The following is a 25,158-nucleotide window of genomic DNA, read 5'->3' on the forward strand; positions in this document are numbered from 1 at the left end:
CGGTGCAACGGGTTAGCTACAGAGCAAAATAGTTACAGCACACGATAGTTACAGGGCGCCCGCCTCCGAGCAGACATTCACCAGCTCGCCAATACCCTCAATGCGGGTGCGCACCGTCTGCCCCGGCTTCAACCACTGACGCGGATACAGCGACAAACCAACCCCAGCCGGGGTACCCGTCGCCACCAGGTCACCCGGTTCCAGGGTCATAAACCGCGAAATATAGGACAGCAGCTGCGCCGGGGTGAACACCATATCCGCCGTCGTGCCGCGCTGACGCACCACGCCATCCACCTCACAGACCAACTCCAGGCCGGCAACCGGGTCAACCTCATCGGGGCTCACAATCACCGGACCGAACGGAGTCATCGCATCCCAGTTCTTACCCTGGAACCACTCCGAGGAACGACCCTGCCAGTCACGCACCGACACATCATTCATGACCGTGTACCCCATCAGAGCCTCAAGTGCCTGCTCCTCCGTGGCGTTACGCAGGCGAGCGCCCACGACCAGGCATAGCTCAACCTCCCAGTCGACCTTCGTGCTGCCGGTGCCGTCAGCGGCGGGCATACGGATCTGCTCGCCGGGGCCAATCAGCGCGTTCGGGAACTTCGCGAACAGCGCCGGATGCTCGGGCACCTCAAGGTTCATTTCTGCGGCATGGTCGCGGTAGTTCAGGCCGGCGCACACAATCTTGCCGGGCTTATCCAGCGGGCGAATAAAGGGTAAGGAGTTCCACAGCTCCTCGCCGTGGCCCATGACGGTCACGCCGTTCTCCTTCAGGATTGCCACGGCGTTCTTCGGGTCGCCAAAGTTCAGGCGGAACCGGCTGTAGAAATTCAGTAGCGGGCTGAGCTTCGCCGGAAGCTCGTACACGGTCTCTTCAAAGAAGCAGACCGCGCGGCTGCCCTTCGAGTCTTTAATCTGTGCCCAACGCATGGATGCTCCTTCGCTTCAGGTGGGGATATATCGAATAAGTTACGGATAAAAGTCAGAAATAAAACAACCTAGTGAAAACCGTTTTGGGCGTACACCTCAACGATGGCGTCTTCCAGGTCTTCCATGAGCAGGTGCGGGTTCGCGTCCTGCGCCGCGCCGACCGTCGCGGGGTCGAGGTCCATACCAAGGGCACGGTACACATCCGCGGTGACCGCCCGCAGCGGCGCAGAATCAGAGACCACGATGCCGGTGCTGAACCACCAGCCGCCGGTCACCACACGCTGGGCGGTGCCGACCAGTTTAATGCGGCCACCACCTGCGGAGGCGGGAAGCTGCGCGTGCACCGAATACTCGCCGGGGCAGTACTCCCCCGGGATCTCGCCCATGCGCGCATCCACGCCAACCTCGCGGAGCGCCTGCGCGTACATGGAGCCAAACAGTTCGTAGCGTAGGGTGTTTCCGCTGCGGGCGTCGGAGGCGGGCTGAAAATGGTCCACGACCAGGCACCCCTGATGGTAGGCGGCGGCGTGCCCGCCGACCTTGCGCACCAGCACCTCAAAGCCGTGCTCGGCACAGGCCGCGGCGGCGGCCGCGAAGCCGGGGTTCAGTTCGTCACGGCGGCCGAACGCGACTGTCGGGTTCGGCTGATACATGCGTAGAGTGGCTTCACGCTGCCCGTTTGCTACCTCGCGGAGCATCTGCACCGTCTGATTGTGGTGAATGAGGATATCGCCGGATTCGGGGCCGGTCTCTCGAATAATCTGCACGTTCCTATTTTACGGTTACGCTCGCCACAGCTCCTACGTCTCCCCACAATGCGAAAACGCCCACCCGGGTAGCTAAAACCTAGTAATCCCCCACCCCCTCCGCTAGGGTAGAAGAAAGGCTCAAAACACCTTGGAGGATTCCGTGCATCAGGACCAGCGCATCACCGCCCAAACCACCGCGCTACCCCGCGTCAGCGCTGAACAGCCCACCAACCCGGCGCTGACCGAGCCGCAGCCGCTCGGCGCGTTCCCCGACGGTTTCCTCTTCGGAGGCGCCACCGCCGCCAACCAGTTTGAGGGTGCCTGGAACGAAGACGGCAAAGGCCCCAGCCTGCAAGATGTGCTGCCCGCTGGCGGCCTGCACCCGCGCACCGCCGAACCCACCGAGGACAACCTCAAGCTGGAAGGCATCAACTTCTATCACCGCTATCGCGAAGACATCGCCCTACTCGCAGAGATGGGTTTCAAGGTCTTCCGCTTCTCCATCGCCTGGTCGCGTATCTTCCCCCGCGGCGACGAAGAAACCCCGAACGAGGCGGGCCTCGCCTTCTACGACCGCGTGCTCGACGAGCTCGAAAAGCACGGCATGGAACCGCTCATTACCCTCAGCCACTACGAAACCCCGCTGCACCTGGTCGAACAGTACAACGGCTGGACCAGCCGCGAACTCATCGGCTTCTACGAACGCTACGCCCGCACCGTGTTCGCCCGCTACGGCAAGCGCGTGAAGTACTGGCTGACCTTTAACGAAATCAACTCGATGCTGCACCTGCCGTTCATGTCCGGCGGCATTAACACCCCAGCGGATCAGCTCAGCGACGCCGACCTGTACCAGGCAATGCACCACGAACTGGTCGCCTCCGCACGCGCCACCGCTGCGGCACGCGAACTGGCGCCCGGCGCCCAGGTCGGTTGCATGATTCTTGCCATGCCCACCTACCCACTCACCCCCGACCCCGCCGACGTACTCGCCGCCATGCAGACGGAACAGGCAAACTTCGCGTTCGGTGACGTACACGTGCGCGGCGCATACCCCGGCTACTTCCTGCGTGCCCTGCGTGAGAAGGGCGTGGAGCTGAACATCACCGAGCAGGACCGCGAGGACCTGAAGAACACCGTGGATTTCGTGTCGTTCAGCTACTACATGTCCACCTGCGCGACCGGCGACCCGGCACGAGGCGAACGCGGCGAAGGCAACATCCTCGGCGGCGTGGCGAACCCGACCCTGCCCTCCAGCGAATGGGGCTGGCAGATTGACCCGACCGGCCTGCGCGTGGTCCTCAACCAGTATTGGGACCGCTGGCAGAAGCCGCTATTCATCGTGGAGAACGGCCTGGGCGCCCGCGACGAACTGGTCGAAGTGAACGGTGAGCTCACCGTAGAAGACGACTACCGCATTGACTACCTGCGCCAGCACCTGCACGCGGTACGCGAGGCGATTGAGGACGGCGTGAACGTGCTCGGCTACACCACCTGGGGTTGCATCGACATGATTAGCGCCTCCACCGCGCAGATGTCCAAGCGCTACGGGTTCATCTACGTGGACCGCAACGACGACGGCACCGGCACCCTGGCGCGCTACCGCAAGAAGTCCTTCCACTGGTACCGCGAGGTGATTACCAGCAACGGCGCGGAGCTGTAACTGGTAAGGCTCTAGACGCTGTTCCTTATGCGGCGACCCTAGACGCTGAACCCCGCGAAAATCCCTGCACGCGAAATCCAGCAGCAAAAAGCCCCCGAGACTCTGATCTCGGGGGCTTTCTACATGCCTGTTATGCCTAGCGCGGGCGGCTCTAGTCTGTAGGTAAATCTAGTCCATGGGTAGGTCGTTCAGGCTGGTGGACACGTACTCCCACCAGGTCGGCACCAACCCGGCATTCATCGCTACCCTCTGCGAGAGGATGTGCGACGGGCTCGTACCGTAGAACGGCAGGTACCCTTCCGCCAGGGTCAGGCGGGCCGCATCACACACCAGCACGCTGGCGATGCCTGCGCCACGCCAGGCGGGCAACACATCGATACCAATCTGGCGCATAATCGGCGAATCGTCACTCACGCCAACCATAGCGATAGGGTCTGCGAGTGCGGGGCTCTCCCCCGCCGCGGGTGCGCCAGATGCGTCCTCATCCACCGGGTATGCGGCGAGCACCAGCACATCCGGGCGGGTCACGCTAAAGCCCAGCGCGTTCGAGTAGCGTTTATCCCCGCGGAAGTGCTCAAACTGCTCAGCGTCCAGCAGCTCCACGCGCAGGCAGGTTACGCGCGCCTGCGTGTCCTGTGGGTCAACCTCAAGCGCCCCCGCGGAGGCATTTGCCTCCCGGCGGATGCTGCGCTCGCCGGTGATTTCGGCAAGCAACGCAGCCTTCAGCTCGGCGGGGTCAACGCGGCGCATCATACCCACACCGGGCACGGCGCACTTGACCTCCTGCGCCTGCACACCCTCGGGTACGACCGAGTTCAGCAGGGCGCGGCCTGGCGTGTAGTAGATGCTCGTGCCGCTAACCTGCTGGGTGTAGGGGGTGAGCAGTTCGTTGAGCTGGCGCAGCTGCGCGTAGTCGCCGAGCCAGTTCGACTGGTCGCCGAGCATGTAGTCGATGACCTTGTCCAGCACGCGCGGATGTTTGGCGCAGAGAATGCCGACGCTCGCGTAGTTGGCGACGCGCAACTCCCAGATGTCGTCGTTGCGGCGGCGTGCGGCGCCCATCTTCTCGGAGGGAGGCTGCACGGTGGCGAGCAGCGGCAGGCTTTCGGCTTCCGGGTAGTCGCGTAGCTCTTCGAGGGCGCGGCTAATCGAGCCGGGCGCCTGGCAGAAGTCCGCCTCCAGCTGGGTGTGCAGGATGTGCCGCGCACGGTCTGCGGTGGTCACAGCACCACGGTTCACGGCTCCCCGGTTCACAGCGCCACGGGTTGCTTGAGCTCCCCGAGTGGGTTCAGTTCCTTGAGTATCAGTCATGTAGGTTTCCTCTAGGGCAAGTTTTTGACTAGTTCAGGATCTCGGCAAGGAACGCGCCGGTGTGCGAGCCCTTCACCTGAGCCACCTGCTCCGGGGTTCCTTCAGCAATCACGGTGCCGCCGCCGCTACCGCCTTCGGGGCCCATGTCGATGATCCAGTCGGCGCACTTGACCACGTCCAGGTTGTGCTCGATGGTGATCACGCTATTGCCCTTGTCGACCAGCGATTGCAGCACGGCGAGTAGCTTGCGGATGTCTTCAAAGTGCAGGCCGGTGGTCGGCTCGTCCAGCACGTAGATGGAGCGGCCGTTGGAGCGCTTCTGCAGTTCGGTTGCGAGCTTCACGCGCTGCGCTTCACCACCGGAGAGGGTGGTTGCGGGCTGGCCCAGGCGAATGTAGCCCAGGCCCACGTCCACGAGGGTGTTCAGGTGGCGCGCAATCGGGGTGAATGCGGCGAAGAACTCTGCGGCTTCTTCCACGGGCATTTCGAGTACGTCGGCAATGGTTTTGCCCTTGTAGTGCACTTCGAGGGTTTCGCGGTTGTAGCGCTTGCCGTGGCAGGTGTCGCAGGGCACGTACACGTCCGGCAGGAAGTTCATTTCAATCTTCAGGGTGCCGTCGCCGGAGCAGTTCTCGCAGCGGCCACCCTTGACGTTGAAGGAGAATCGACCCGGGGTGTAGCCACGCATTTTCGCTTCGCTGGTCTCTGCGAACAGCTTGCGGATGTGGTCGAACACGCCGGTGTAGGTGGCGGGGTTCGAACGCGGGGTACGACCGATGGGCGACTGGTCCACGTGAATGACCTTGTCCAGGTGTTCCAGGCCGTCGATGCTCTTGTGGCGGCCGGGTACCTGCTTGGCGCCGTTGAGCTTGTTCGCCAGGGAGGTGTACAGAATGTCGTTGACGAGGGTAGATTTACCCGAGCCGGACACACCGGTCACCGCGGTGAACACGCCCAGTGGGAAGGACGCGGTCACGTTCTTGAGGTTGTTTTCGCGGGCGCCGCGCACGGTCAGCTGGCGTTCCTTGTCGACGGGGCGGCGGGATGCGGGCACCTCAATGCTGCGGCGGCCAGCCATGTAGTCACCGGTAATGGACTTGGTGTTCTTCAGCAGCTCCTCAAAGTTGCCGGAGTGTACGATTTCGCCGCCGTGCTCACCGGCGCCGGGTCCTACGTCCACGATCCAGTCGGCTTCGCGCATGGTGTCTTCGTCGTGCTCAACCACAATAAGCGTGTTGCCCATATCGCGTAGCTTAGTCAGGGTTTCGATGAGGCGGCGGTTATCGCGCTGGTGCAGGCCGATGGAGGGCTCGTCGAGCACGTAGAGCACGCCAACCAGGCCGGAACCAATCTGGGTTGCGAGGCGGATGCGCTGCGCCTCACCGCCGGAGAGCGTACCGGCGGAGCGTGAGAGGGTCAGGTAGTCCAGGCCCACGTCCAGCAGGAACTGCAGGCGCGCATCGATTTCTTTGAGGACCTGCTCGCCGATCTTGGCTTCGCGGGCGCTGAGCTGCAGGCCGCGCACGAAGGCGAGCGCGTCAGCTAGGGACAGGTCGGTGATGTCTGCGATGGACTGGCCGCCGACCTTCACGCCGAGGATGGTTGGGTTCAGGCGCGCGCCACCGCAGGAGGGGCAGGCGACCTGGCGCATGTACTGTTCGTAGCGGTCGCGGGCGAAGTCCGATTCGGTTTCTTCGTGCTTGCGCTTGATGTACGCCTTCACGCCTTCGAATCCGGAGGTGTAGCGGCGTTCTCGGCCGAATCGGTTGTGGTAGGACACCTCAACCTTGTAGTCCTTGCCGTCCAGGATTGCGGCGCGGGTCTTGGAGGGCAGGTCCTTGAAGGGGGTGTTCAGGTTGAAGCCGAGCTCCTCCCCCAGGCCTGCGAGCAGGCGTAGCCAGTATTCGGTGGTTGCTTTGCCTTGCGACCAGGGGGCGATAGCGCCCTCACCGAGGGTCAGGTCGGGGTTGGGTACGAGCAGTTCGGTATCTACTTCCAGGCGCGAGCCGATGCCGTCGCAGGCGCTACATGCGCCGAACGGCGAGTTGAAGGAGAAGGCGCGCGGCTCGATGGTGTCGATCTGTAGCGGGTGGCTATTAGGGCAGGCGAGGTTTTCGCTGAAGGAGCGGGTGCGTTCGGGGTCATCCTGCTCGCGGTCCACGAAGTCGATGAGCACGCGGCCGTCGGCGAGCTTGAGCGCGGTTTCGATGGAGTCGGTCAGGCGCTGGTGAATACCGTCCTTAATGACGATGCGGTCGACGACTACCTCAATGGTGTGCTTGTACTGCTTGGCGAGGGTGGGAGGGTCGGAGAGCTGCACGGTTTCGCCGTCCACTCGGGCACGCGAGTAACCCTGGGTGAGCAGGTCTTTGAAGAGGTCTACAAATTCGCCCTTGCGCGCACTGACGACGGGTGCCAGAATCTGCAGGCGGGTGCGTTCGGGATACTCTTGCAGAATGTCCACGATTTGCTGCGGGGTTTGTTGGGTGATTTCTTCGCCGCAGACGGGGCAGTGCGGGTGGCCAATGCGCGCCCAGAGCAGGCGCATGTAGTCGTAGATTTCGGTGATAGTACCGACGGTTGAGCGCGGGTTTTTGGAGGTGGACTTCTGGTCAATAGACACAGCCGGGGAGAGGCCCTCGATGAAGTCTACGTCGGGCTTGTCGACCTGCCCGAGGAACATGCGCGCGTAGGAGGACAGCGACTCAACGTAGCGGCGCTGGCCTTCCGCAAAGATGGTGTCGAAGGCGAGGGAGGACTTACCGGAGCCGGAGAGGCCGGTGAAGACGACCATCGCATCACGCGGAATGGTGAGGTCTACGTTCTTGAGGTTGTTTTCGCGGGCACCCTGAACCCGGATACTGGTCAGATCGTTCGCTTTGAGTGCGGTGCTACCGTGTGCCGGGCGGGGTGTCATCGAAAATCCTTTCGTCTTATCTTCGAACTTAAATTCTACACCCTCACGCCTTTCACCAGCGGGATTATGCGGCGGGTGAAGGCATGAGGGTGCAGTACTTATATGAAGGTGGAATGTCAGGAGCGGTTTACCAGCCGCGGGTTCCCCACTCTTCCAGGTGGGGTCGCTCGTCGCCGAGGGTGGTGGAGCGGCCGTGGCCGGGCAGTACGATGGCGTCGTCTTCGAAGCCACCGAAGAGCTTTTCGAGCACGCTGGAGAAGAGCTCACCGAACTGCTGCGGGGAGTCGGTCTTGCCCACGCCGCCGGGGAAGAGGGTGTCGCCGGTGAACAGCAGGGTTGCGGGGGTGCCGTCTTCCCAGGTGGTTTCGAGGGTGTAGACAATGGATCCGGGGGTGTGGCCGGGCACGTGCAGCGAGCGAATGACAGTGTCGGAGCGGTAGAAATCGAAGCTTTCGCCGCCGGTCAGTTCTTCTTCGACGGTGTAGCCTTCCTGCTCCTTAATAGCGACCGCATCAGCTGCACCCGCGGAGGTGACGGCACCGGTGAGGTGGTCGAGCTCCTTAATAGCGCGGATGTGGTCCCAGTGGCCGTGGGTGACCAGAATGCCGGTCAGACCGATCGCGCGGGGCCTGATTGAGTTGAAGTCCTCTTCCTTCTCCATAACGCGCACACGGCGTTCTTCACCGGCTGCCAGTTCGAGTTGCGGGCAGTCGTGCAGGAGCGCATCGAGAGTGAAAGCGTAGAGTTCTTCTGCGTCGTCCGCGGGGTCAATGAGTACCTGCTCGCCGGTGGCGCGCATGGTGATGAGGTAGACGCTGTTGTCCATCTCGGAGACACTGAACGCACGGACGGTCAGTTCGGGGTTCTCAAAGATGAGGGTAGGTTCTGGGTAAGTAGTCATAGTTCCAGTGTAGGGGGTTGTGACCGCACAGCATGCGCCTATGCGGTTCACTCCCGCTATTAGCGCATTCGGCATTGAATGCGTGGGATACATGTACAGGTTGTATGCGTGCGGGATGCGCAAGGAACAGATTCTGGAGCACGCTCAGTACAGATTGGGTTCAGCGCGGATTAGGTCTCGGCTGGATCCCCGCCCGGCTGAGGGTCCACTGAAATTCAAAGTTAAACAGAGAAGCGACTGCGCATCGATACACAGTCGCTTCTCATGACACCCAGGGGTATCTATCACTCACTCAAACACAAGCAACCCGAGGACTTTGGAAATCTCACGATTACTTGATGACTTAATAGTAGCGAACTTTTTGGGGGCTGTTTTACCGCTCAATTTGGTACGGAGAGCCGAATTTAGTGACCCACGCCTCATTGTAATCATTTTGTAATAAAAATAGCCGTTTTTTAGGCTATCGATACGTACCAATTTCATTTTTTTCAAGTTTACATGTGACCAATTTCACCCAAAATAATTTTAGAGCTTCCCTCATTTGACGCTTCAATACACCTTTATTCTAAGCTTCACACCAGTAATTTTACAGGCTCAATACTCAGTTTTAGCCCGGTATCCCGCGGAAGCAGAGGGTCAAGATCGAAATATCTTCAAGCTTTTGCAATTTTATAGAGCGGAAAAATGCGCCGCGCACCGTTCAAAAAGTGTACGAATATACACTTGAGAGAAAAAACAATTGGTCTGCTTAGACCCATTAGATACCCCTAAAGTAGAGCTTTTACCAGAAAACGATAACAACACTCCACCACTCAGACCCTTCCATAGCTCTCCATAAAATCCTTTTCAAAAATAAAATGCCTAGTCAGGACAATATTTTCACAGAATACAAGACGGTGTGTCACTAAAAAATCAACCTCTACAGATTGTTTAATAAAACCTAACCTTCAAGTATAAATAGAGCCCAATTATTAAGCTATGCACACCATTTCCACCTTCGTAGGCGCACTCGGTAAGCATTCAAGGAAAGGGTGAAAGTCCCCTCCACTAGGAGTTTCGCTATCCTTCACTCCCCCGCCATTCCGCACTATTCAGCAGCGTTCAGCGCCCAAAACACCAATACGCTCCACCTTTCACCGGCAATCACCCCATCTGCCGGTACCGGGCACAGCAAAGGCGGTGCCCCTCCCCCGCTTTGGGGAAGGAGCGCCGCCTCCACTAGCTATAAATCAGCTGGAACAGCCACCTTAGGGCAAGCCTTAGGACAGGCCGACCATCACGCCGTTCTCGTCAAAGCCGATGCGCTCAGCTGCGGGGCTCTTGCTCAGGCCCGGCATGGTGCGCATGGTGCCGCAGATAGCGTAGACGTAGCCAGCACCTGCAGCCAAGCGAACCTCGCGCACGGGCAGGGTCCAGCCGGTCGGTGCGCCCTTCAGAGTTGCATCCGAAGAGATGGACAGGTGGGTCTTCGCAATGACCACGGGCAGGTGCGAATATCCCAGCTCAGCGAAACGCTTCAGCTGCTTAGCGGCAGCGGGAGCAATGGAGATGCCGTCCGCGCCGTAGACCTTGGTCGCAACCTTCTCAATCTTGGTCTCGATGGAGTCCTCAAGATCATAGGTGTACTTCAGATCCGAAACGTCGTCACATGCCTCAGCAACCACGTCTGCCAGGTCGGTGGTACCCTTACCGCCCTCAGCCACACCGCGGTGGATAGCGACGCGAGCGCCAGCTTCCTCAGCGATACGGCGGATGGTCTCGTGCTCGGACTCGAAGTCGGTCGGGAACGCGTTGATTGCCACGACCGGCTGAACACCGAAGTTGCGCACAATCTCGATGTGCTTCTTGAGGTTCTCTGCGCCCTTCTCCACGTCGGAGGGGCTTTCCTGCAGCATACCTTCGGGCAGGGGCTTGCCCGGAACGATCTTGTACAGGCCGGAGTGGGACTTCAGGGAGCGCACGGTCACGACGAGCACTGCGGCGTCCGGCTTCAGGCCGGAGACGCGGCACTTGACGTTGAAGAAACGCTCCGCGCCCATGTCGGCGCCGAAGCCAGCCTCGGTAATCACGTAGTCGGAGTACTCCAGACCAACGTAGTCGGCGACCACGGAGGAGTTACCGGTTGCGATGTTGCCGAAGGGACCCGCGTGAATCAGTGCGGGGGTGTGCTCCAGGGTCTGCAGCAGGTTCGGGTTGATTGCGTCTGCCAGGATGACGGACATTGCACCGTCAGCCTTCAGGTCAGCTGCGGTGACGGGCTCGCCGTTGTAGTTCAGGCCAATCACAATCTTTGCCAGGCGCTCGCGCAGGTCCTTGAAGGAGGTTGCCAGCGAGAGAATCACCATGATTTCGGAGGCGCTGGTGATGTCGAAACCGGTCTCGCGGACCACGCCGTCCATACGTTCGCCCAGGCCCACGACGATGTTGCGCAGGGAGCGGTCGTTCATGTCGATAACGCGGCGCCACTCGATAGCGCGCGGGTCGATGCGCAGCTCGTTGCCGTGGTGCAGGTGGTTGTCAATCATGGCGGCAAGCAGGTTATGCGCTGCGGTGACGGCGTGGAAGTCGCCGGTCAGGTGCAAGTTCAGCTTCTCCATGGGAACAATCTGGGAGTAGCCACCGCCTGCTGCGCCGCCCTTGATGCCGAAGGTCGGGCCCATTGCGGGCTGACGCAGAGCCAGGATTGCCTTGCGGCCGGTCTGGGCGAAGCCCTGTGCGAGGGAGACGGAGGTTGCGGTCTTACCTTCACCGAGCGGGGTGGGGGTGACTGCGGTAACCACGATGTACTTGGAGCCGCGCTTGCGGGCGGTCTCTGCGTTGGTGGTTTCGTCGAGGAGGACCTTAGCAACGTACTTGCCGTAGGGCTCAAGGCGATCTTCGCTGATGCCGTTGTCTGCTGCGATCTTGTTAATAGGCCAAAGATCGGCGGCAAGTGCGATTTCGAGGTCGGAAGGGAAAGGCTTCTTCGTCATTGTCATCCTTCGAGTTGTACGAATCATGCTCTTTTATTCTATGCTTTGGCTCACTCATTTGTCCCTCACTTCGCCAGAAGGTGGCAAATAAACCCAATTTTTAATGCACTAATCCCCGCAACCGGCACCCTACGCTCACGTGGAGCGACAGGGTCGGTGCGGGGATTAGTAGCGCATACACGCCGGGCTGCCGGTACAGGAGCCAGTATAGGACCCGGCGCTACAGCAGGTATTACGGCATGGTCAGCAGAACCTTGGTGGCGGTACGCCGGTCCATTGCCTCGTAACCCTTAGCCGCCTCGTCGATGGGCAGAACCAGGTCGAAGACACGGCCGGGCTCAATTTCGCCCTTGTAAATCAGATCGATAAGGGTCGGCAGATACTTGCGCACGGGGGCGGGGCCACCCTCCAGGTGAACCTGCTTGCCGAAGAGCTTATCGGTGCCGATGGAGCTGTCGTGCGGCACGCCCACGAAGCCGATGTAGCCGCCGTGGCGTACGCAGCCGAGAGCCTGGTCGAAGGACTGCTGGGTGCCGACAGCCTCCGCAACGCCGTGTGCGCCCACGCCGTCGGTGAGCTCCATGACCTTGGCGATGCCCTCTTCGCCGCGCTCTTCCACGATGTGGGTTGCGCCGAATGCCTTAGCGAGCGCCTGACGTTCGGGGTTGCGGGACATGATGATGATCTTCTCCGCGCCGAGCTGCTTGGCGCCGATGACTGCGCTCAGGCCGACTGCGCCGTCGCCAACAACGACGATGGTCTTGCCGGGGCCTGCCTGCGCTGCGTCTGCTGCGTACCAGCCGGTGCCGAGCACGTCGGATGCCGCCATCAGGTGCGGGATCTGCTCTGCGGTGGGTGCGGCGGGGGTCTTGACGAGGGTGCCGTCTGCGAAGGGCACGCGGGCGTATTCTGCCTGGGTGCCGTTGGAGCGTGCGCCAATGAAGGCGTCGCCTGCTGCGATTGCCTTGAGGCAGCGGGAGGGGTAGCCTGCGGTGCAGGTTTCGCATTCGCCGCAGGAGATGCAGAAGGAGCCTACGACGAAGTCGCCGGGGGCTACGGTGGTGACCTCGGAGCCTACTTCGACGACTTCGCCGATGTATTCGTGGCCCATTGCGCGGTGGTCGACGGGCTGTGCGCCGCGGTAGGGCCACAGGTCGGAGCCGCAGATGCAGGATGCTGCGAGCTTGATGATGGCGTCGGTGGGGTCGAGCAGGGTCGGCTTGTCGACCTCGTTGACGACGACCTTGCCGGGGGCTTCCATGACGACTGAACGCATGATGTTCCTTTCGGGATTGTGGGATAGTAGTCCAACAGTACGCGCCGCACCCCGATATATCAATAATTTTTTATGCTACGGGGTGAAGGCAAAATCCCGACAACCGGAACCAGAAAAACCGCTCCTACTCCCCTGCTTCTCCCCTGTTTCTCCACCGCCTCTCCCCCGCTTCCGCGCCAGGTTACACCGGGAAATCCTGGGCATCCCGGCACGCTAAATAGCCCGGTTAAACGGCGGAACCTCCGCGCATCTACAGTGGACACACGGGGATTCCGCTCGGTTTATCTCCGCCTCATAACTAAAGGCAAGAAAGGGGGCTTAGAAGTCCCAAGCTTAGAAGTCCCAGTCTTCGTCCTCGGTGTTCACAGCCTTACCAATCACGTAGGAAGAGCCGGAACCGGAGAAGAAGTCGTGGTTCTCATCAGCGTTCGGGGACAGCGCCGAAAGGATTGCCGGGGACACGTTAGTCACGGTCGCCGGGAACATCGGCTCGTAGCCCAGGTTCATCAGAGCCTTGTTAGCGTTGTAGTGCAGGAACTTCTTCACGTCCTCACTCCAACCCACACCGTCATACAGGGAGTGGGTGTACGCCACCTCGTTCTCGTACAGTTCGTACAGCAGGTTGAAGGTGTACTCCTTCAGCTCTGCCTGACGCTCCGCGGACTCCTTCGCCAGGCCGCGCTGGAACTTGTAGCCAATGTAGTAGCCGTGCACTGCCTCGTCACGAATAATCAGACGAATCAGGTCAGCAGTGTTGGTCAGCTTCGCGTGCGAAGACCAGTACATGGGCAGGTAGAAGCCCGAGTAGAACAGGAAGGACTCCAGCAGAGTGGAAGCAACCTTCTTCTTCAGCGGGTCGTCACCGGTGTAGTAGGACAGAACAATCTTCGCCTTCTTCTGCAGGTGCTCATTCTCAGAAGCCCAGCGGAACGCCTCGTCAATCTCCTTAGTGGAGGCAAGGGTCGAGAAAATCGAGGAGTACGACTTTGCGTGCACGGACTCCATGAACGCAATGTTGGTATACACAGCCTCTTCGTGCGCGGTCACAGCGTCCGGCAGCAGGGACACAGCACCGACAGTGCCCTGGATGGTGTCCAGCAGGGTCAGACCGGTAAAGACGCGCATGGTCAGCTGCTTCTCTTCCTCGGTCAGGGTCTTCCAGGAGGGCACGTCGTTGCTCAGCGGCACCTTCTCCGGCAGCCAGAAGTTACCGGTCAGACGATCCCAAACCTCAAGGTCCTTCTCATCCTCAATACGGTTCCAGTTGATAGCCTCGATCACGTGGTCGACGAGCTTCACCTTTTCGCTCATTAGTAATTCTCCAATTCTTAAGGGGCGGCTACGGTCCTACGCGTGCCCAGCCAGTCGCGCAGGCGGTTTGCGTGACACCGTAACCACCCCTTCCAGTCTTTAGTTATAGTGTGCCATCTCAGGCTGAATGCGCCACAGCATTCGGGCTAGAGCATGCAGGATACGCAGCCTTCAACCTCGGTACCCTCAAGAGCCATCTGACGCAGACGGATGTAGTAGATGGTCTTGATGCCCTTACGCCATGCGTAAATCTGGGCACGGTTGATATCGCGGGTGGTTGCGGTATCGCGGAAGAAGAGGGTCAGCGACAGGCCCTGGTCCACGTGCTGGGTTGCCACAGCGTAGGTGTCGATGATCTTCTCGAAACCAATTTCGTAGGAGTCCTGGTAGTACTCCAGGTTCTCATTGGTCATGTACGGTGCCGGGTAGTAGACGCGGCCGAGCTTGCCTTCCTTGCGGATCTCAATCTTCGAAGCGATCGGGTGAATCGAAGAGGTCGAACCGTTGATGTAGGAGATGGAGCCGGTCGGCGGAACAGCCTGCAGGTTCTGGTTGTACATGCCGTACTGTGCCACGTCAGCAGCCAGCTGAATCCACTCTTCACGGGTGGGGATGTGGTGCTTAGCGAACAGTTCGCGGGTACGCTCAGTCTGCGGTGCCCATTCCTTCTCAATGTACTTTGCGAAGAACTCACCGGATGCGTACTTCGAGTTCTCGAAGCCCTCGAAACGCTCGCCACGTTCCTTAGCAATCTGCATGGAGGCGCGGATTGCGTGGTAGGCGACGGTGTAGAAGTACATGTTGGTGAAGTCCAGTGCTTCTTCGGAACCGTAGTAGACGTGCTCGCGTGCCAGGTAGCCGTGCAGGTTCATCTGGCCCAGACCCACGGCGTGGCTCATGTTGTTGCCGCGCTCGATGGAGGGTACGGATCGGATGTCGGACTGGTCGGAGACGGAGGTCAGCGAACGAATCGCGGTTTCCACGGTCTTGCCGAAGTCGTCGCCGTACATGGTCAGTGCAATGTTCAGCGAACCGAGGTTGCAGGAGATGTCCTTACCGACGGTCTCGTAGCCGAGGTCAGCGTGGTAGGTGGACGGCTCAGAAACCTGCAGAATCTCGGAGCACAGGTTGGACATGATGACCTTACCGGCGATGGGGTTCGCGCGGTTGACGGTGTCTTCGAACATCACGTACGGGTAGCCGGATTCGAACTGGATCTCTGCGATGGTCTGGAAGAACTCACGCGCGTTGATCTTGGTCTTGGTGATGCGTGCATCGTCGACCATTTCGTAGTACTTCTCGGAGACGTTGATGTCGGAGAAGGGCACGCCGTAGATGCGTTCCACATCGTACGGGGAGAAGAGGTACATGTCCTCGTTCTTCTTCGCCAGCTCGAAGGTGATGTCGGGGATGACAACGCCCAGGGAGAGGGTCTTGATGCGGATCTTCTCGTCAGCGTTCTCACGCTTGGTGTCCAGGAAGGCGTAGATGTCGGGGTGGTGTGCGTGCAGGTACACGGCACCGGCACCCTGACGTGCGCCGAGCTGGTTTGCGTAGGAGAAGGCGTCTTCCAGCAGCTTCATGACGGGGATAACGCCCGAGGACTGGTTCTCAATCTTCTTAATGGGCGCACCGGACTCGCGCAGGTTGGTCAGGGCGAATGCCACGCCGCCGCCGCGCTTGGAGAGCTGCAGTGCAGAGTTGATGGAGCGACCGATGGACTCCATGTTGTCTTCCATACGCAGCAGGAAGCAGGAGACGAGCTCGCCGCGCTGCTTCTTACCTGCGTTGAGGAAGGTCGGGGTTGCCGGCTGAAAACGGCCAGAGATGATTTCGTCGACGATGTCTTCGGCGAGCTTCTCGTTGCCTTCTGCCAGCAGCAGTGCGACCATGCAGACGCGGTCTTCAAAACGCTCCAGGTAGCGCTGACCGTCAAAGGTCTTGAGCGCGTAGGAGGTGTAGAACTTGAAGGCACCCAGGAAGGTCGGGAAGCGGAACTTCACGGCGTAGGCGCGCTTGAACAGGTTCTTAATGAACTGGAAGTTGTACTTGTCGAAGAGTTCCGGCTCGTAGTACTGGTTCTCGATCAGGTACTCAATCTTCTCTTCCAGGTCGTGGAAGAAGACGGTGTTGTTGTTGACGTGCTGCAGGAAGTACTGACGTGCAGCCTGACGGTCGGCATCGAACTGAATCTGGCCGTTCTCATCGTAGAGGTTCAGCAGTGCGTTCAGTTCGTGGTAGCTCATACCTTTGAACTTCTCGGGCACGCTCTTGCCGCTGTGGCTCGCACCGAGAGTTTCTAGTGCTGAGGGCAGTTTTGCGTCCAAAATGCTTCCAATCCTTCGTTGACTTTTTCTACATCTGAATCGGTGCCCATGAGCTCAAATTTGAAGAGCACGGGCACATCGCACTTCTTGGCGACAATGTCTGCCGCGATACCGAAGAGCGGACCAAAGTTGGTGTTGCCGGCGCCAATCACACCGAGTATGTGGTTGCGATTCTGCTCCACGTTCAGGAATTTAACCACCTGCGGGGGAACGTTACCGGCGCCTTCAGGCTTGCCGTAGGTGGGGACGATGAGCACAAACGGCTCATCAAGAATGAGGGTGTCTTCGCGGGTGCGCAGCGGCAGGCGGAGGCGGCGGGCACGGATCTTCTCCACGAACTTGTGGGTGTTACCAGAGATGGAGGAGAAGTACACGATGAGTGGCGCTGTGTCGTCCCATTCGACCTCGGTCGCTCGACCCTCGGAGGCGTTGCGTGCGTCCAGAAGAATCTTCCGGATTTCTGCGTGCTCATCGACGGGGTTGGGCGTGAGGGCGGTACTCATCTTATACTCCTTATTCTCGTGTGCCGGTGTGGTTCCGTACCGATTTTCCGTTTGTACGGGTTTCGGCAGGGTTGTTACGCTGCCAGAGCGTTGATCTTGTCGGGCTGGAAGCCGGACCAGTGCTCGTCGCCTGCGATGACGACGGGTGCCTGCATGTAGCCGAGGGACTTGACCATTTCGAGGGCCTGAGCGTCTTCGGTGATATCAACCTTGGTGTAGCTGATACCCTTCGCGTCGAGGGCGCGGTAGGTCATGTTGCACTGGACGCACTGGGGCTTGGTGTACACGGTCACTACCATGGGAGTGCCTCTTACTTTCTCCCGCTCGGGCGGGCTTATCTCGTGAATGAATCTGGCGTGTTTCGTTGGTGGTTCGCCACGTGTTGTTCACGGCGGGCGCTGTGCCGTCTGCTGCCCCTCCTAGTGGGGTGTGGCGGTTTCCTGCGCTGGGGCAGTGCGCCTAAAAGTGCCGTAGTGGTGGAACCGAGTATTAATACTACATGTAGTGTTGAGATTTTTCTTCACCACAAGATGATGTGGTGTGAGGGTCGTGTTTCGTTCGATAAACCCACAGTTGAACCCACTTAAGAGGGGGCGTCTACAGCTTATCCACACCCTGCCGCGGGGCTAGTTCGCCGTATTTTCGCGGGGTGTGCCGGGTTATCCACAGGTGGGGTTTAAGTTGGGGCAGAATTTTAAGGGTTCGTTGGCCCGCTGAGTCGAGGTTCAGTTAGCCTCATGTATGCGTTTGGAGGCATAAAACCCGGCAAATTCGGGCTTGATTTTAAAGAGATCTTAACTCTCACCCATTCTTGCGCGGAACGGCGCGGTTTTAAAGCAGAACGGCCTTTCTTAAAGGCGGGGGTTAACCCCCTTCGAGTGGGTTTAAGCTATGTGATTAAGGCTGTAGAAAAGATTTTTAACTCTTTTTCAGTAGCCGGTGTGTCGTGGGTTTAAGTTGGTTAATACTTCTGGAATGGCAAAACCTACCGCAGATACCGCTATTTAGCAGTATTCACGGTGGGTTTGCTGGGTATCAGCACTGGTTTTAGCAACCCGACGAGACATACCGACAAGACTAGCCGCCTAGAAATCAATCAGGCCCAGATCGCGCAGCTTCTTGCTGAGCGTTACGCCGTCGGTGGCTTCAATCCACAGCGGCGAGCGCATCATCTGTTCGGCGCGGTAGTCGCTCCACACGCGGCCGGAGGCGAGCATGGTCTCCCCCACGGTCAGGTTGCGGATGACGATTGCCGCCACATTGTCCGGGTAACGCACCGCGAAGCCGTTGTAGATGTACGGGTCGCGCTGCCCGTCGTCGCCGACAAGGATCCACTTCATCTGCGGGAATTCCTCGACGAGGCGGCGCAGAGACTCGACCTTGTGGTTGGTGCCGGAGCGGAACCAGCGGTCGGGGGTAGGGCCCCAGTCGGTGAGCAGGAATGTGCCGCGCGGGTAGCCGTTGCGGCTGAGGAAGCGGCGTAGGGTCGGGGTGATGTTCCAGGCGCCGGTGGACAGGTACATGAACGGCGCATTCGGGTGGCTGCGGCGGATACGGTCGGTCATAACCGCCATACCGGGGGTGGGGATGCGTGCATGCTCGTCGAGGATGAAGGAGTTCCAGGCGGCAACGAGGGGGCGCGGCAGCATGGTGACCATGACGGTGTCGTCGACGTCCATGATGACACCGAGCTTCTGGCTTTCGGGAACGATATAGACGCTGGTTGCTACGGCGCGGGAGCCGGGCACGTACATGATGACTTCGTGCATGCCGGGTTCCAGGTCGATACTGAGTTTGACGTCGAGCACGCCGCCGCGGTCGGTGTACGCCTCGTACTTGGTGCCATCGATGACGATGGTGACGGGCGCATCGGACATTGCGGTTGCGGTGAAGGAGCGCCAGCCGCGCATGGGGTTGGCGGTGTCTTGGGTGCCTTCTACGACCTGCAGCAGGCGTTCGAGGTTGACCGTCTTGTAGAGTGCGCGGGCGATGATGCGGACCCAGCCGGGGTTTCCTTCGGAGGCGGCGCGTCCGTAGCCTTCGGTGGGCACGAGGATAGGCTCGCGACCGGCGGCGATGGCGCGCTTTTCGCGCCACCTGTGCAGCCGGTCTGCAACACGGTAGCCGATGTTGACTGCCTCGTCGGCAGCATCGTTCACAAGGTTGCGCAGTTCGTGAGTGCCCAAATTCTCCATCCCACTAGTGTAGCGGAGCGTTACCGGCTTGCGGCTTTAGGATCTTGTGTTCTTATACGTAGTTTTTATACCTATTAATACTGTGGTGCTGAGCGCGCGCTGTGATGTGTACATTATTTAAGGTGTATTCGCTGTTCAGATTCGTTCCTTGCAGGTGGGGGCGTTATCCTGGAGAGTATGACCCACTCACAGCCTAACCGCCGACTTTTTGTGCTCGGCACTGCTATGCTTCCGCTGATTGCTGCCTGCTCGAAGAAGTCGAATGACTACGACGGCACCACCGGTAATTTCACTCCGTATCAGGCTGGCGGCGAGACCTCTGCTGCTACTCGCCCCGCACCCACGAATTCACCGACCGTTGCCGCTGCTGGCAACCCGGTTGATAAGCCGCGCGAATGGCCCGGCATCGGCAACTCCCTCATTGGTGACGGTAAGTATGTTGCGTGGACTGTTGATGACGGCGCAAGCCCGGAGGCGATTCGCGGCTACGCTGAGTTCTCGAAGCGCACGAATACTCGCCTGACCTTCTTCATTAACGCTTCTTACACCGGTTTTAAGGAGCATGTGTCGTTGCTGCGTCCGCTGGTTCAGAGCGGTCAGATTCAGGTTGCGAACCACACCTACAGCCACGCTGATCTGACCACCCTGGATGCTGAGGGTGTGAAGGAAGAGCTGCAGCGTAACGAAGACGAGATTATGAGCATGTTCGGTGTCTCGTCGAAGCCGTACTTCCGCCCGCCCTACGGCCGCTACAACGATGCGGTGCTGAAGGCTGCCGGTGAGATTGGTTTTACCCGCCCGGTCATGTGGAACGGCACTACCGGTGACGAGGCGAAGACGAGCGCCCGCGTGATTTACACGCGCTGCATCCGCTACATGCTACCGCAACAGATCGTGCTGGGTCACCTGAACTACGAGACGATCATCCCGATCCTCGATAAGGTGAAGGGCCTGCTCGATGACCGCGGCCTGACTGCGGTGACGGTTCGTGACTACTACGGTAACGCATCCGAGGAAGAGATTAAGGCTGCAACGCCTGAACCGACTCCTACCCCGGAGGAGAACACCCCCTCCCCCGAGGCGACTACGGAGGCGCCGACCCCTTCCCAGGAGCCGACTACTAAGGCTCCAACTCAGACGCCGACTACCCGCCGTGAGGATAAGGTAGCGGCAAACCAGCAGGCTACCACCGCACCTGCGGCAACGACGGCACCCGCGGCTACTGCCACTACCACACCGACAGCTGCCCGCCGATAAGGCCGCGTATTTCGCGTGTGCTAAGCCCCCTTGACCCGGTTCCTGTACGGATATTCCTGTACATAGATTCTGTACGAACCGGCGCGAGGGGGCTTTGCCGTACCCGGTGGGAATAACACTGGGGAATGCCCGGGAATAGACACGGCAGCCGGGGTGTTAGGTGAGCATACAAGCGGAAGTGTGCCGCATCCGAGTATGAGAGGAATAGATAACATGCGTATTGATATTTGGTCCGATATTGTGTGCCCCTTCTGCTACGTGGGCAAGCGTAACCTGGAGCAGGCGCTCGCCGAGTTTGAGCACCGTGACGAGGTTGAGGTGGTGTGGCATAGTTTTGAGCTGAACCCGTCGGCTACGGAGCATCCTGCCGGTTCATTGCCTGAGCTGATTGCCGGCAAGTATCAGATGTCGTTGGAGCAGGCGATTGCGAGCCAGGAGTCGTTGGCGGAGCGTGCCCGCGAGGTGGGTTTGGATTTCAATTGGCGTCAGGCGCGGTACGGTAACACGTTTGATGCGCACCGCGTGATTCACTATGCGGCGGAGCAGGGTTTGGCGTCGGCGGCGCAGGAGGCGTTTAAGCTGGCGTACTTTACGCAGGGCCGTTCGGTGCAGGATCACGAGTCGATTCTGGATATTGCTTCTGAGATTGGCCTGGATACTGCCGAGGTTGAGGCGGTGTTGAAGAGCGACCGTTACGCGGCGGATGTGCGTGCTGATGAGCAGTTGGCGCGCCAGCTGGGCATTAATGGTGTGCCGTTCTTCTTGATTGAGTCGAAGTGGGCGGTCAGTGGTGCGCAGCCTGCGAAGATGCTGGTGCAGGCGCTGCGTCAGGTGTGGGAGGAGACTCACCGTGTTGAGTTTTTGAACCCGCTGGCGGGCGCGGCTGGTGACGCGGCAGGTAGCAATGCTGCGGAGGCGGGTCCGTCCTGCGATATGAACGGCAACTGCTCCTAGCGACAGTCAGTCCTGGATAGAGCTGCCCCGGCGGGGGGTGCTGCTCCCCTAGCGCCCCGGCTAATGCAGCCTCAGGTATAGCGAAGCCCTCTTGTGCCGGTTCTTGGCTAAACCGGTACGAGGGGGCTTTACTATGCCCGTACGTTGCATCTTCCCTTGTCAGAAATATTTGGGGGCTCAATATTACCTGCGGATGGGACCGTTTTCATTTACACTTGAGTGTGTGTTCTACGGTGAACACCCTTGTCCACTCACTTTATAAGGGAATATTGTGTTGAAAATCCACACCGCGACCGCTGGTGTTCTTGCGGGTGCTCTGCTGCTGACCGGCTGCTCTTCGTCTGTTCGCGCTCCGAAGTCTGTGCCTTCTGCGTCTGCGTCGACGTCTGTTTCTGCTAGCCCTTCGGTTTCAGCTACTCCTAGTTCTTCTCCGACGCCGAGTGCGTCTGTGACTCCTTCGGAGTCTCCTACCCCGACGGTAACCCCGTCTCCGGTTCCGACTACTGAGGCTCCCGTGCAGGCACCGGCTACTGAGGCACCTTCCGCGGAGGCGCCGGCGGCTCCGGTTTCTGCGGATCCCGCGCAACAGGCTGAGCCTGTTCAGCAGGCGCCCGCGCAGGCTCCGGCGGCTGAGGCTCCCGCTCAGCAAGCTCCAGCGCAGCCGGTTCAGCAGGCTCCGGCGCGGTCGAGTGTTTACTACGAAACATGCGCTGATGCTCGTGCGGCTGGTGCGGCGCCCCTGCATCGTGGCGAGCCGGGTTACCGCCCGGGTCTAGATAAAGACGGTGACGGCGTGGCGTGCGAGCCGAAGAAGAAGCACTAAGCTTCTACCCCCAAATATAGCGAAGCCCCCTTGCCCTGGTTCTGTATGAACCGGGGCAAGGGGGCTTCGTCGTATCAGCCTCGTTCTGTCAGCTCAGCTGTGAGGTTAGCGCGGCTGGTAGGCGCGGGCACGCTCAGCACGAGCACGGCGCGCCTCCGCATCCTGCAGGACCGGCACCAGCATACGCACCAGCTGGCCCATACCGCGCAGCACCAAATTCAGCCACAAACCCACAGACCACACCGCCGCCACACGCGGATGCCCCGTGCGCATCCACCGCACACCCAGAAAAGACAGCGAGTAATACAGCAGAAGCAGCAGCGACTCACGGAAGCGGTGCACCTGCCGAAGGAGAGGATTCTGAGGAAGCTTCATCATGCCTCCCAGTATACCCACCGGAACCCCTCGCCGGAGCTCCCCCGCACTACCCGTAATAGTCGCGAATCGTCACCGTCGTCAACCCGCGCTGATCCAACAACGCCCGAATATGGTCCAGCTCAGACACCACACCCCGATAATTCAAATGCCCAATCACAATATGCTGAGCCAAAGCATACTTCTCCGCATAGGCATACACCTCAGCCGAAGAAATATCAGATGAATCCGCCAACGACCCGTACCACAGAACCGGGCGCGTAAAACCACACGACGCCGCAGCCTCCAACACACGCGCATCATAATACCCGTACGGCGGGCGGAAATACGGCTTCGAAGACACCCCAAAAAGCTGCCTAATCTCCTCATCATTACGGGTCAACTCCTGAACAATCTGCTCATCCGTCAGGCTCGTCAACGCCGCATGACTATACGTATGGTTCGCAATCTGCAACTGACCACTCTTCACCAGCGGCAACAACAGGTCACGATGCTGCCTAAACGCCGGGTACTGACCATTGATAAAGAAGGTGAGGCGCGTGCCAGTACGGCGGGAAAACTCCGCGTAGGCTCGTACCACCTCCGGGTCGGCGCCGTCATCGACCGTCCACGCAATATACTTGCCCTCACCGGGCAGGCCCGTCTGCGGGCCAGTCCAGGCACGAGCTTCAGGAACCGGGTTCGACGAGGTCGCAGTCGCAGAAGCGGTCGGGGATGGGGTGTTCAACGGGGTGGCGCTAGCTGCCCCGTCAGCGTCACCCGCCGCAGAAGGGGCGCAACCGGTGAGGCCAAGACCCAGCACGCCGAAGCTCACCGCACCCAGACCAAAGGTACCAACGTGTCGTAAAATTTCCCGTCGTCCCATGGAGGTGCGGGCAGGAGCACCCGCCACCGTCCGGTCAGCGGTGAGGTCAGTAATAGCGGACTGACGAGTAGTGATAGGTGTTTCTGAGTGTGGAGCAGTGTTCATATTACGAGTGTATGATGAGACCACTGTCAGCTATCGAAAAATTCAAAATATTACTTAATAATTAACAAAGGCGCTATTACAGAACCTTTATACACTTTCAGTCCACTCACTCGCCGAAGACCACGCTCAGTACACTAAGCTACCCGCACCCAGATAATCCAGGTCCAGCTCTAGGCAAGCACAGCAAGGCCCCTCCCCCAGAACACGTTCACACCGCGCCCGGAAAAGGGGCCTCAATATATAAGTTCACACAATCGTACAACCAAGTACGCGGAGAGAAACCTACTCGGACTCCGAAGCTTCCGGCTACTCCGCCTTAGCGGAATCCAGCGCATTCAGCGCCTCCAGTGCTGCAGCCTCCGCAGCTTCTTCAGCGTCCGCCTCAGCCACACGCTCAGCATCCGACTCAGCAGAAGTCACCGCCACCGGGTTCGTCAGAACCTTCACACCCATGCTGCGCAGCGCATCCGTATTCGTGATCGTCTCGTCGTTATCAATCAGGTACACCTTGTACCCGTCATTCCGCAGACGACGCATCAGCTCCAGGAGCATGCTCTGAGCGACCTCATCCACCGCGTACACGCGCGTTACGTCCAGGGCGACCTTCGAACCCTCCATAGGGGATTCCACAATCTCACGGATTACGCGCTCCACACCTGCAAAACGGATACGGCCCTGCAACTGAATCAGGCGCATAGACTCATCGCCCGAACCGATCTGGTAGTTCGCACGCAACGCCGAACGAGCCACGGTCGGCACGTTCATCACGTGCATGCCCATGTCATCAGAGAACTGCTCGAACAGCTCCACACCGCGCACACTGTTACCGTGACCGTCAAGGCGCGGCGAGAACGTCGCCACACCCAGCTGACCGGGCACCGCACCAATAATGCCGCCGCCCACGCCGCTCTTCGCTGGCACACCAACCTGGGTCGCCCAGTCACCAGCAGCGTTATACATGCCGCACGTGAACATGACACTCAGCACCTGACGCACCACAGTCTTAGGAACCACCTGCTCACCCGTCACCGGATGCACACCATAGTTTGCCAAAGTCGCCGCCATCAACGCCAAATCCTTAACCGTCACCATCAGCGAGCATTGGCGGGTATAACCCTGCACCGCCACAGTCGGGTCACCGGTCAGGATGCCGTGGCCGCGCAGCATATGCGCAATCGCGTAGTTGCGGTGCGCGTGCTCCAGCTCAGACTCGTACACGCGCTCATTCACCGACAGGCGACGGCCCGCAAACGCAGACAAACCAGAAATGACGCGCTCCATGCGCTCGCCCTGAGTCGCACCGGGAGGACCCACCAGCGAATGGGTGGTAATCGCCCCCGCGTTAATCATCGGGTTCAGCGGCTTACCGGAGCCGTCCTCCAGGGACAGCTCGTTGAACGGCTCACCGGAAGGCTCCACGCCCACCTTCGCAAGCACGTCATCATAGCCGCGGTCAGCAAGCGCCAGTGCGTACACGAACGGCTTAGAAATCGACTGGATCGTGAACTCCACATCGGAATCACCGGCGGCGTACTGCTCACCATCAACCATGACGATAGACGCGGCAAGCTTGTCCGGGTCCACGGCGGCAAGTTCCGGAATGTAGTTTGCCAACTCACCGGAGGTATCAGAAGCGACCGACTCGAGGGTCTCGGTCAGGTAAGTGGCAATAGGTGAATGCATAGTGTTCCGTATCTGCTGCTAATCGTGGTTGTTCT

Annotated in this window: 19 protein-coding genes; 4 read left to right on the forward strand and 15 right to left on the reverse strand. The window is 59.7% G+C overall.

The features are described from left to right. Positions 1 to 48: 48 nt before the first annotated feature. Entirely contained in the window at positions 49 to 939 is an 891-nt protein-coding gene (locus NML54_RS01950; RefSeq protein ID WP_254755671.1) for a fumarylacetoacetate hydrolase family protein, read from the reverse strand. Positions 940 to 1,007: 68 nt separating this feature from the next. Further along, the gene (locus NML54_RS01955; protein WP_254755672.1) at positions 1,008 to 1,706 is read right to left on the reverse strand and encodes a lipoate--protein ligase family protein; all 699 of its coding nucleotides are present in this window, start codon (positions 1,704 to 1,706) and stop codon (positions 1,008 to 1,010) included. 142 nt (positions 1,707 to 1,848) lie between these two features. On the opposite strand from NML54_RS01955, the gene NML54_RS01960 reads away from it, so the two are divergent. Beyond that, a complete protein-coding gene (locus NML54_RS01960; RefSeq protein ID WP_371925780.1) occupies positions 1,849 to 3,348 on the forward strand; it encodes a glycoside hydrolase family 1 protein in 1,500 nt (499 codons plus the stop codon). A gap of 168 nt (positions 3,349 to 3,516) precedes the next feature. Here the strand turns inward: NML54_RS01960 and NML54_RS01965 are convergent, their stop codons facing one another. From NML54_RS01965 to NML54_RS02010, 10 genes are all read right to left on the reverse strand, one after another. After that, positions 3,517 to 4,659 (reverse strand): GNAT family N-acetyltransferase, encoded by a 1,143-nt coding sequence (locus NML54_RS01965; protein ID WP_254755673.1) that lies wholly within the window; start codon positions 4,657 to 4,659, stop codon positions 3,517 to 3,519. A gap of 28 nt (positions 4,660 to 4,687) precedes the next feature. Further along, a complete protein-coding gene (gene uvrA, locus NML54_RS01970) occupies positions 4,688 to 7,576 on the reverse strand; it encodes an excinuclease ABC subunit UvrA (RefSeq protein WP_254755674.1) in 2,889 nt (962 codons plus the stop codon). Positions 7,577 to 7,703: 127 nt separating this feature from the next. Next, a complete protein-coding gene (locus tag NML54_RS01975; RefSeq protein WP_254755675.1) occupies positions 7,704 to 8,477 on the reverse strand; it encodes an MBL fold metallo-hydrolase in 774 nt (257 codons plus the stop codon). 1,259 nt (positions 8,478 to 9,736) lie between these two features. Beyond that, the gene (locus NML54_RS01980) at positions 9,737 to 11,449 is read right to left on the reverse strand and encodes a formate--tetrahydrofolate ligase (protein WP_254755676.1); all 1,713 of its coding nucleotides are present in this window, start codon (positions 11,447 to 11,449) and stop codon (positions 9,737 to 9,739) included. A gap of 232 nt (positions 11,450 to 11,681) precedes the next feature. Further along, the gene (locus NML54_RS01985) at positions 11,682 to 12,725 is read right to left on the reverse strand and encodes a zinc-binding dehydrogenase (protein WP_254755677.1); all 1,044 of its coding nucleotides are present in this window, start codon (positions 12,723 to 12,725) and stop codon (positions 11,682 to 11,684) included. A 333-nt stretch (positions 12,726 to 13,058) separates the two neighbouring features. Then, entirely contained in the window at positions 13,059 to 14,036 is a 978-nt protein-coding gene (gene nrdF, locus NML54_RS01990) for a class 1b ribonucleoside-diphosphate reductase subunit beta (protein ID WP_254755678.1), read from the reverse strand. Between the two features lie 146 nt (positions 14,037 to 14,182). Further along, entirely contained in the window at positions 14,183 to 16,363 is a 2,181-nt protein-coding gene (gene nrdE, locus NML54_RS01995; RefSeq protein WP_254755679.1) for a class 1b ribonucleoside-diphosphate reductase subunit alpha, read from the reverse strand. After that, complete coding sequence (gene nrdI / locus NML54_RS02000; protein ID WP_254755680.1) at positions 16,336 to 16,866, reverse strand: class Ib ribonucleoside-diphosphate reductase assembly flavoprotein NrdI; 531 nt, start codon at positions 16,864 to 16,866, stop codon at positions 16,336 to 16,338. The genes nrdE and nrdI overlap by 28 nt, the downstream gene beginning before the upstream one ends. A 74-nt stretch (positions 16,867 to 16,940) precedes the next feature. After that, a complete protein-coding gene (gene nrdH, locus NML54_RS02005; protein ID WP_005505794.1) occupies positions 16,941 to 17,165 on the reverse strand; it encodes a glutaredoxin-like protein NrdH in 225 nt (74 codons plus the stop codon). 786 nt (positions 17,166 to 17,951) lie between these two features. Continuing rightward, positions 17,952 to 19,061: an App1 family protein phosphatidate phosphatase gene (locus tag NML54_RS02010; RefSeq protein WP_254755681.1), complete on the reverse strand. Its 1,110-nt coding sequence runs from the start codon at positions 19,059 to 19,061 to the stop codon at positions 17,952 to 17,954. A gap of 177 nt (positions 19,062 to 19,238) precedes the next feature. Here NML54_RS02010 and NML54_RS08885 point away from each other — a divergent pair, with 177 nt between their 5' ends. From NML54_RS08885 to NML54_RS02025, 3 genes are all read left to right on the forward strand, one after another. Beyond that, on the forward strand, positions 19,239 to 20,318 hold the full coding sequence (locus tag NML54_RS08885; RefSeq protein WP_305882350.1) for a polysaccharide deacetylase family protein: 1,080 nt from the start codon (positions 19,239 to 19,241) through the stop codon (positions 20,316 to 20,318). A 213-nt stretch (positions 20,319 to 20,531) separates the two neighbouring features. Continuing rightward, a complete protein-coding gene (locus NML54_RS02020) occupies positions 20,532 to 21,272 on the forward strand; it encodes a DsbA family oxidoreductase (protein ID WP_254755682.1) in 741 nt (246 codons plus the stop codon). A 271-nt stretch (positions 21,273 to 21,543) separates the two neighbouring features. Next, on the forward strand, positions 21,544 to 22,095 hold the full coding sequence (locus tag NML54_RS02025; protein ID WP_254755683.1) for an excalibur calcium-binding domain-containing protein: 552 nt from the start codon (positions 21,544 to 21,546) through the stop codon (positions 22,093 to 22,095). 105 nt (positions 22,096 to 22,200) lie between these two features. On the opposite strand, the gene NML54_RS02030 is transcribed toward NML54_RS02025, so the two are convergent. The 3 genes from NML54_RS02030 to NML54_RS02040 all read right to left on the reverse strand — a co-directional run bounded on the left by NML54_RS02030 (position 22,201) and on the right by NML54_RS02040 (position 25,123). Further along, positions 22,201 to 22,473: a hypothetical protein gene (locus tag NML54_RS02030; RefSeq protein WP_230457242.1), complete on the reverse strand. Its 273-nt coding sequence runs from the start codon at positions 22,471 to 22,473 to the stop codon at positions 22,201 to 22,203. A 46-nt stretch (positions 22,474 to 22,519) separates the two neighbouring features. Beyond that, on the reverse strand, positions 22,520 to 23,440 hold the full coding sequence (locus tag NML54_RS02035; protein ID WP_254755684.1) for a polysaccharide deacetylase family protein: 921 nt from the start codon (positions 23,438 to 23,440) through the stop codon (positions 22,520 to 22,522). Between the two features lie 306 nt (positions 23,441 to 23,746). Beyond that, the gene (locus tag NML54_RS02040; protein WP_254755685.1) at positions 23,747 to 25,123 is read right to left on the reverse strand and encodes a glutaminase; all 1,377 of its coding nucleotides are present in this window, start codon (positions 25,121 to 25,123) and stop codon (positions 23,747 to 23,749) included. Between the last annotated feature and the right edge of the window lie 35 nt (positions 25,124 to 25,158).

The organism is Rothia gullae (assembly GCF_024294905.1).
In the GTDB taxonomy this organism is placed as follows: Bacteria; Actinomycetota; Actinomycetes; order Actinomycetales; family Micrococcaceae; genus Rothia.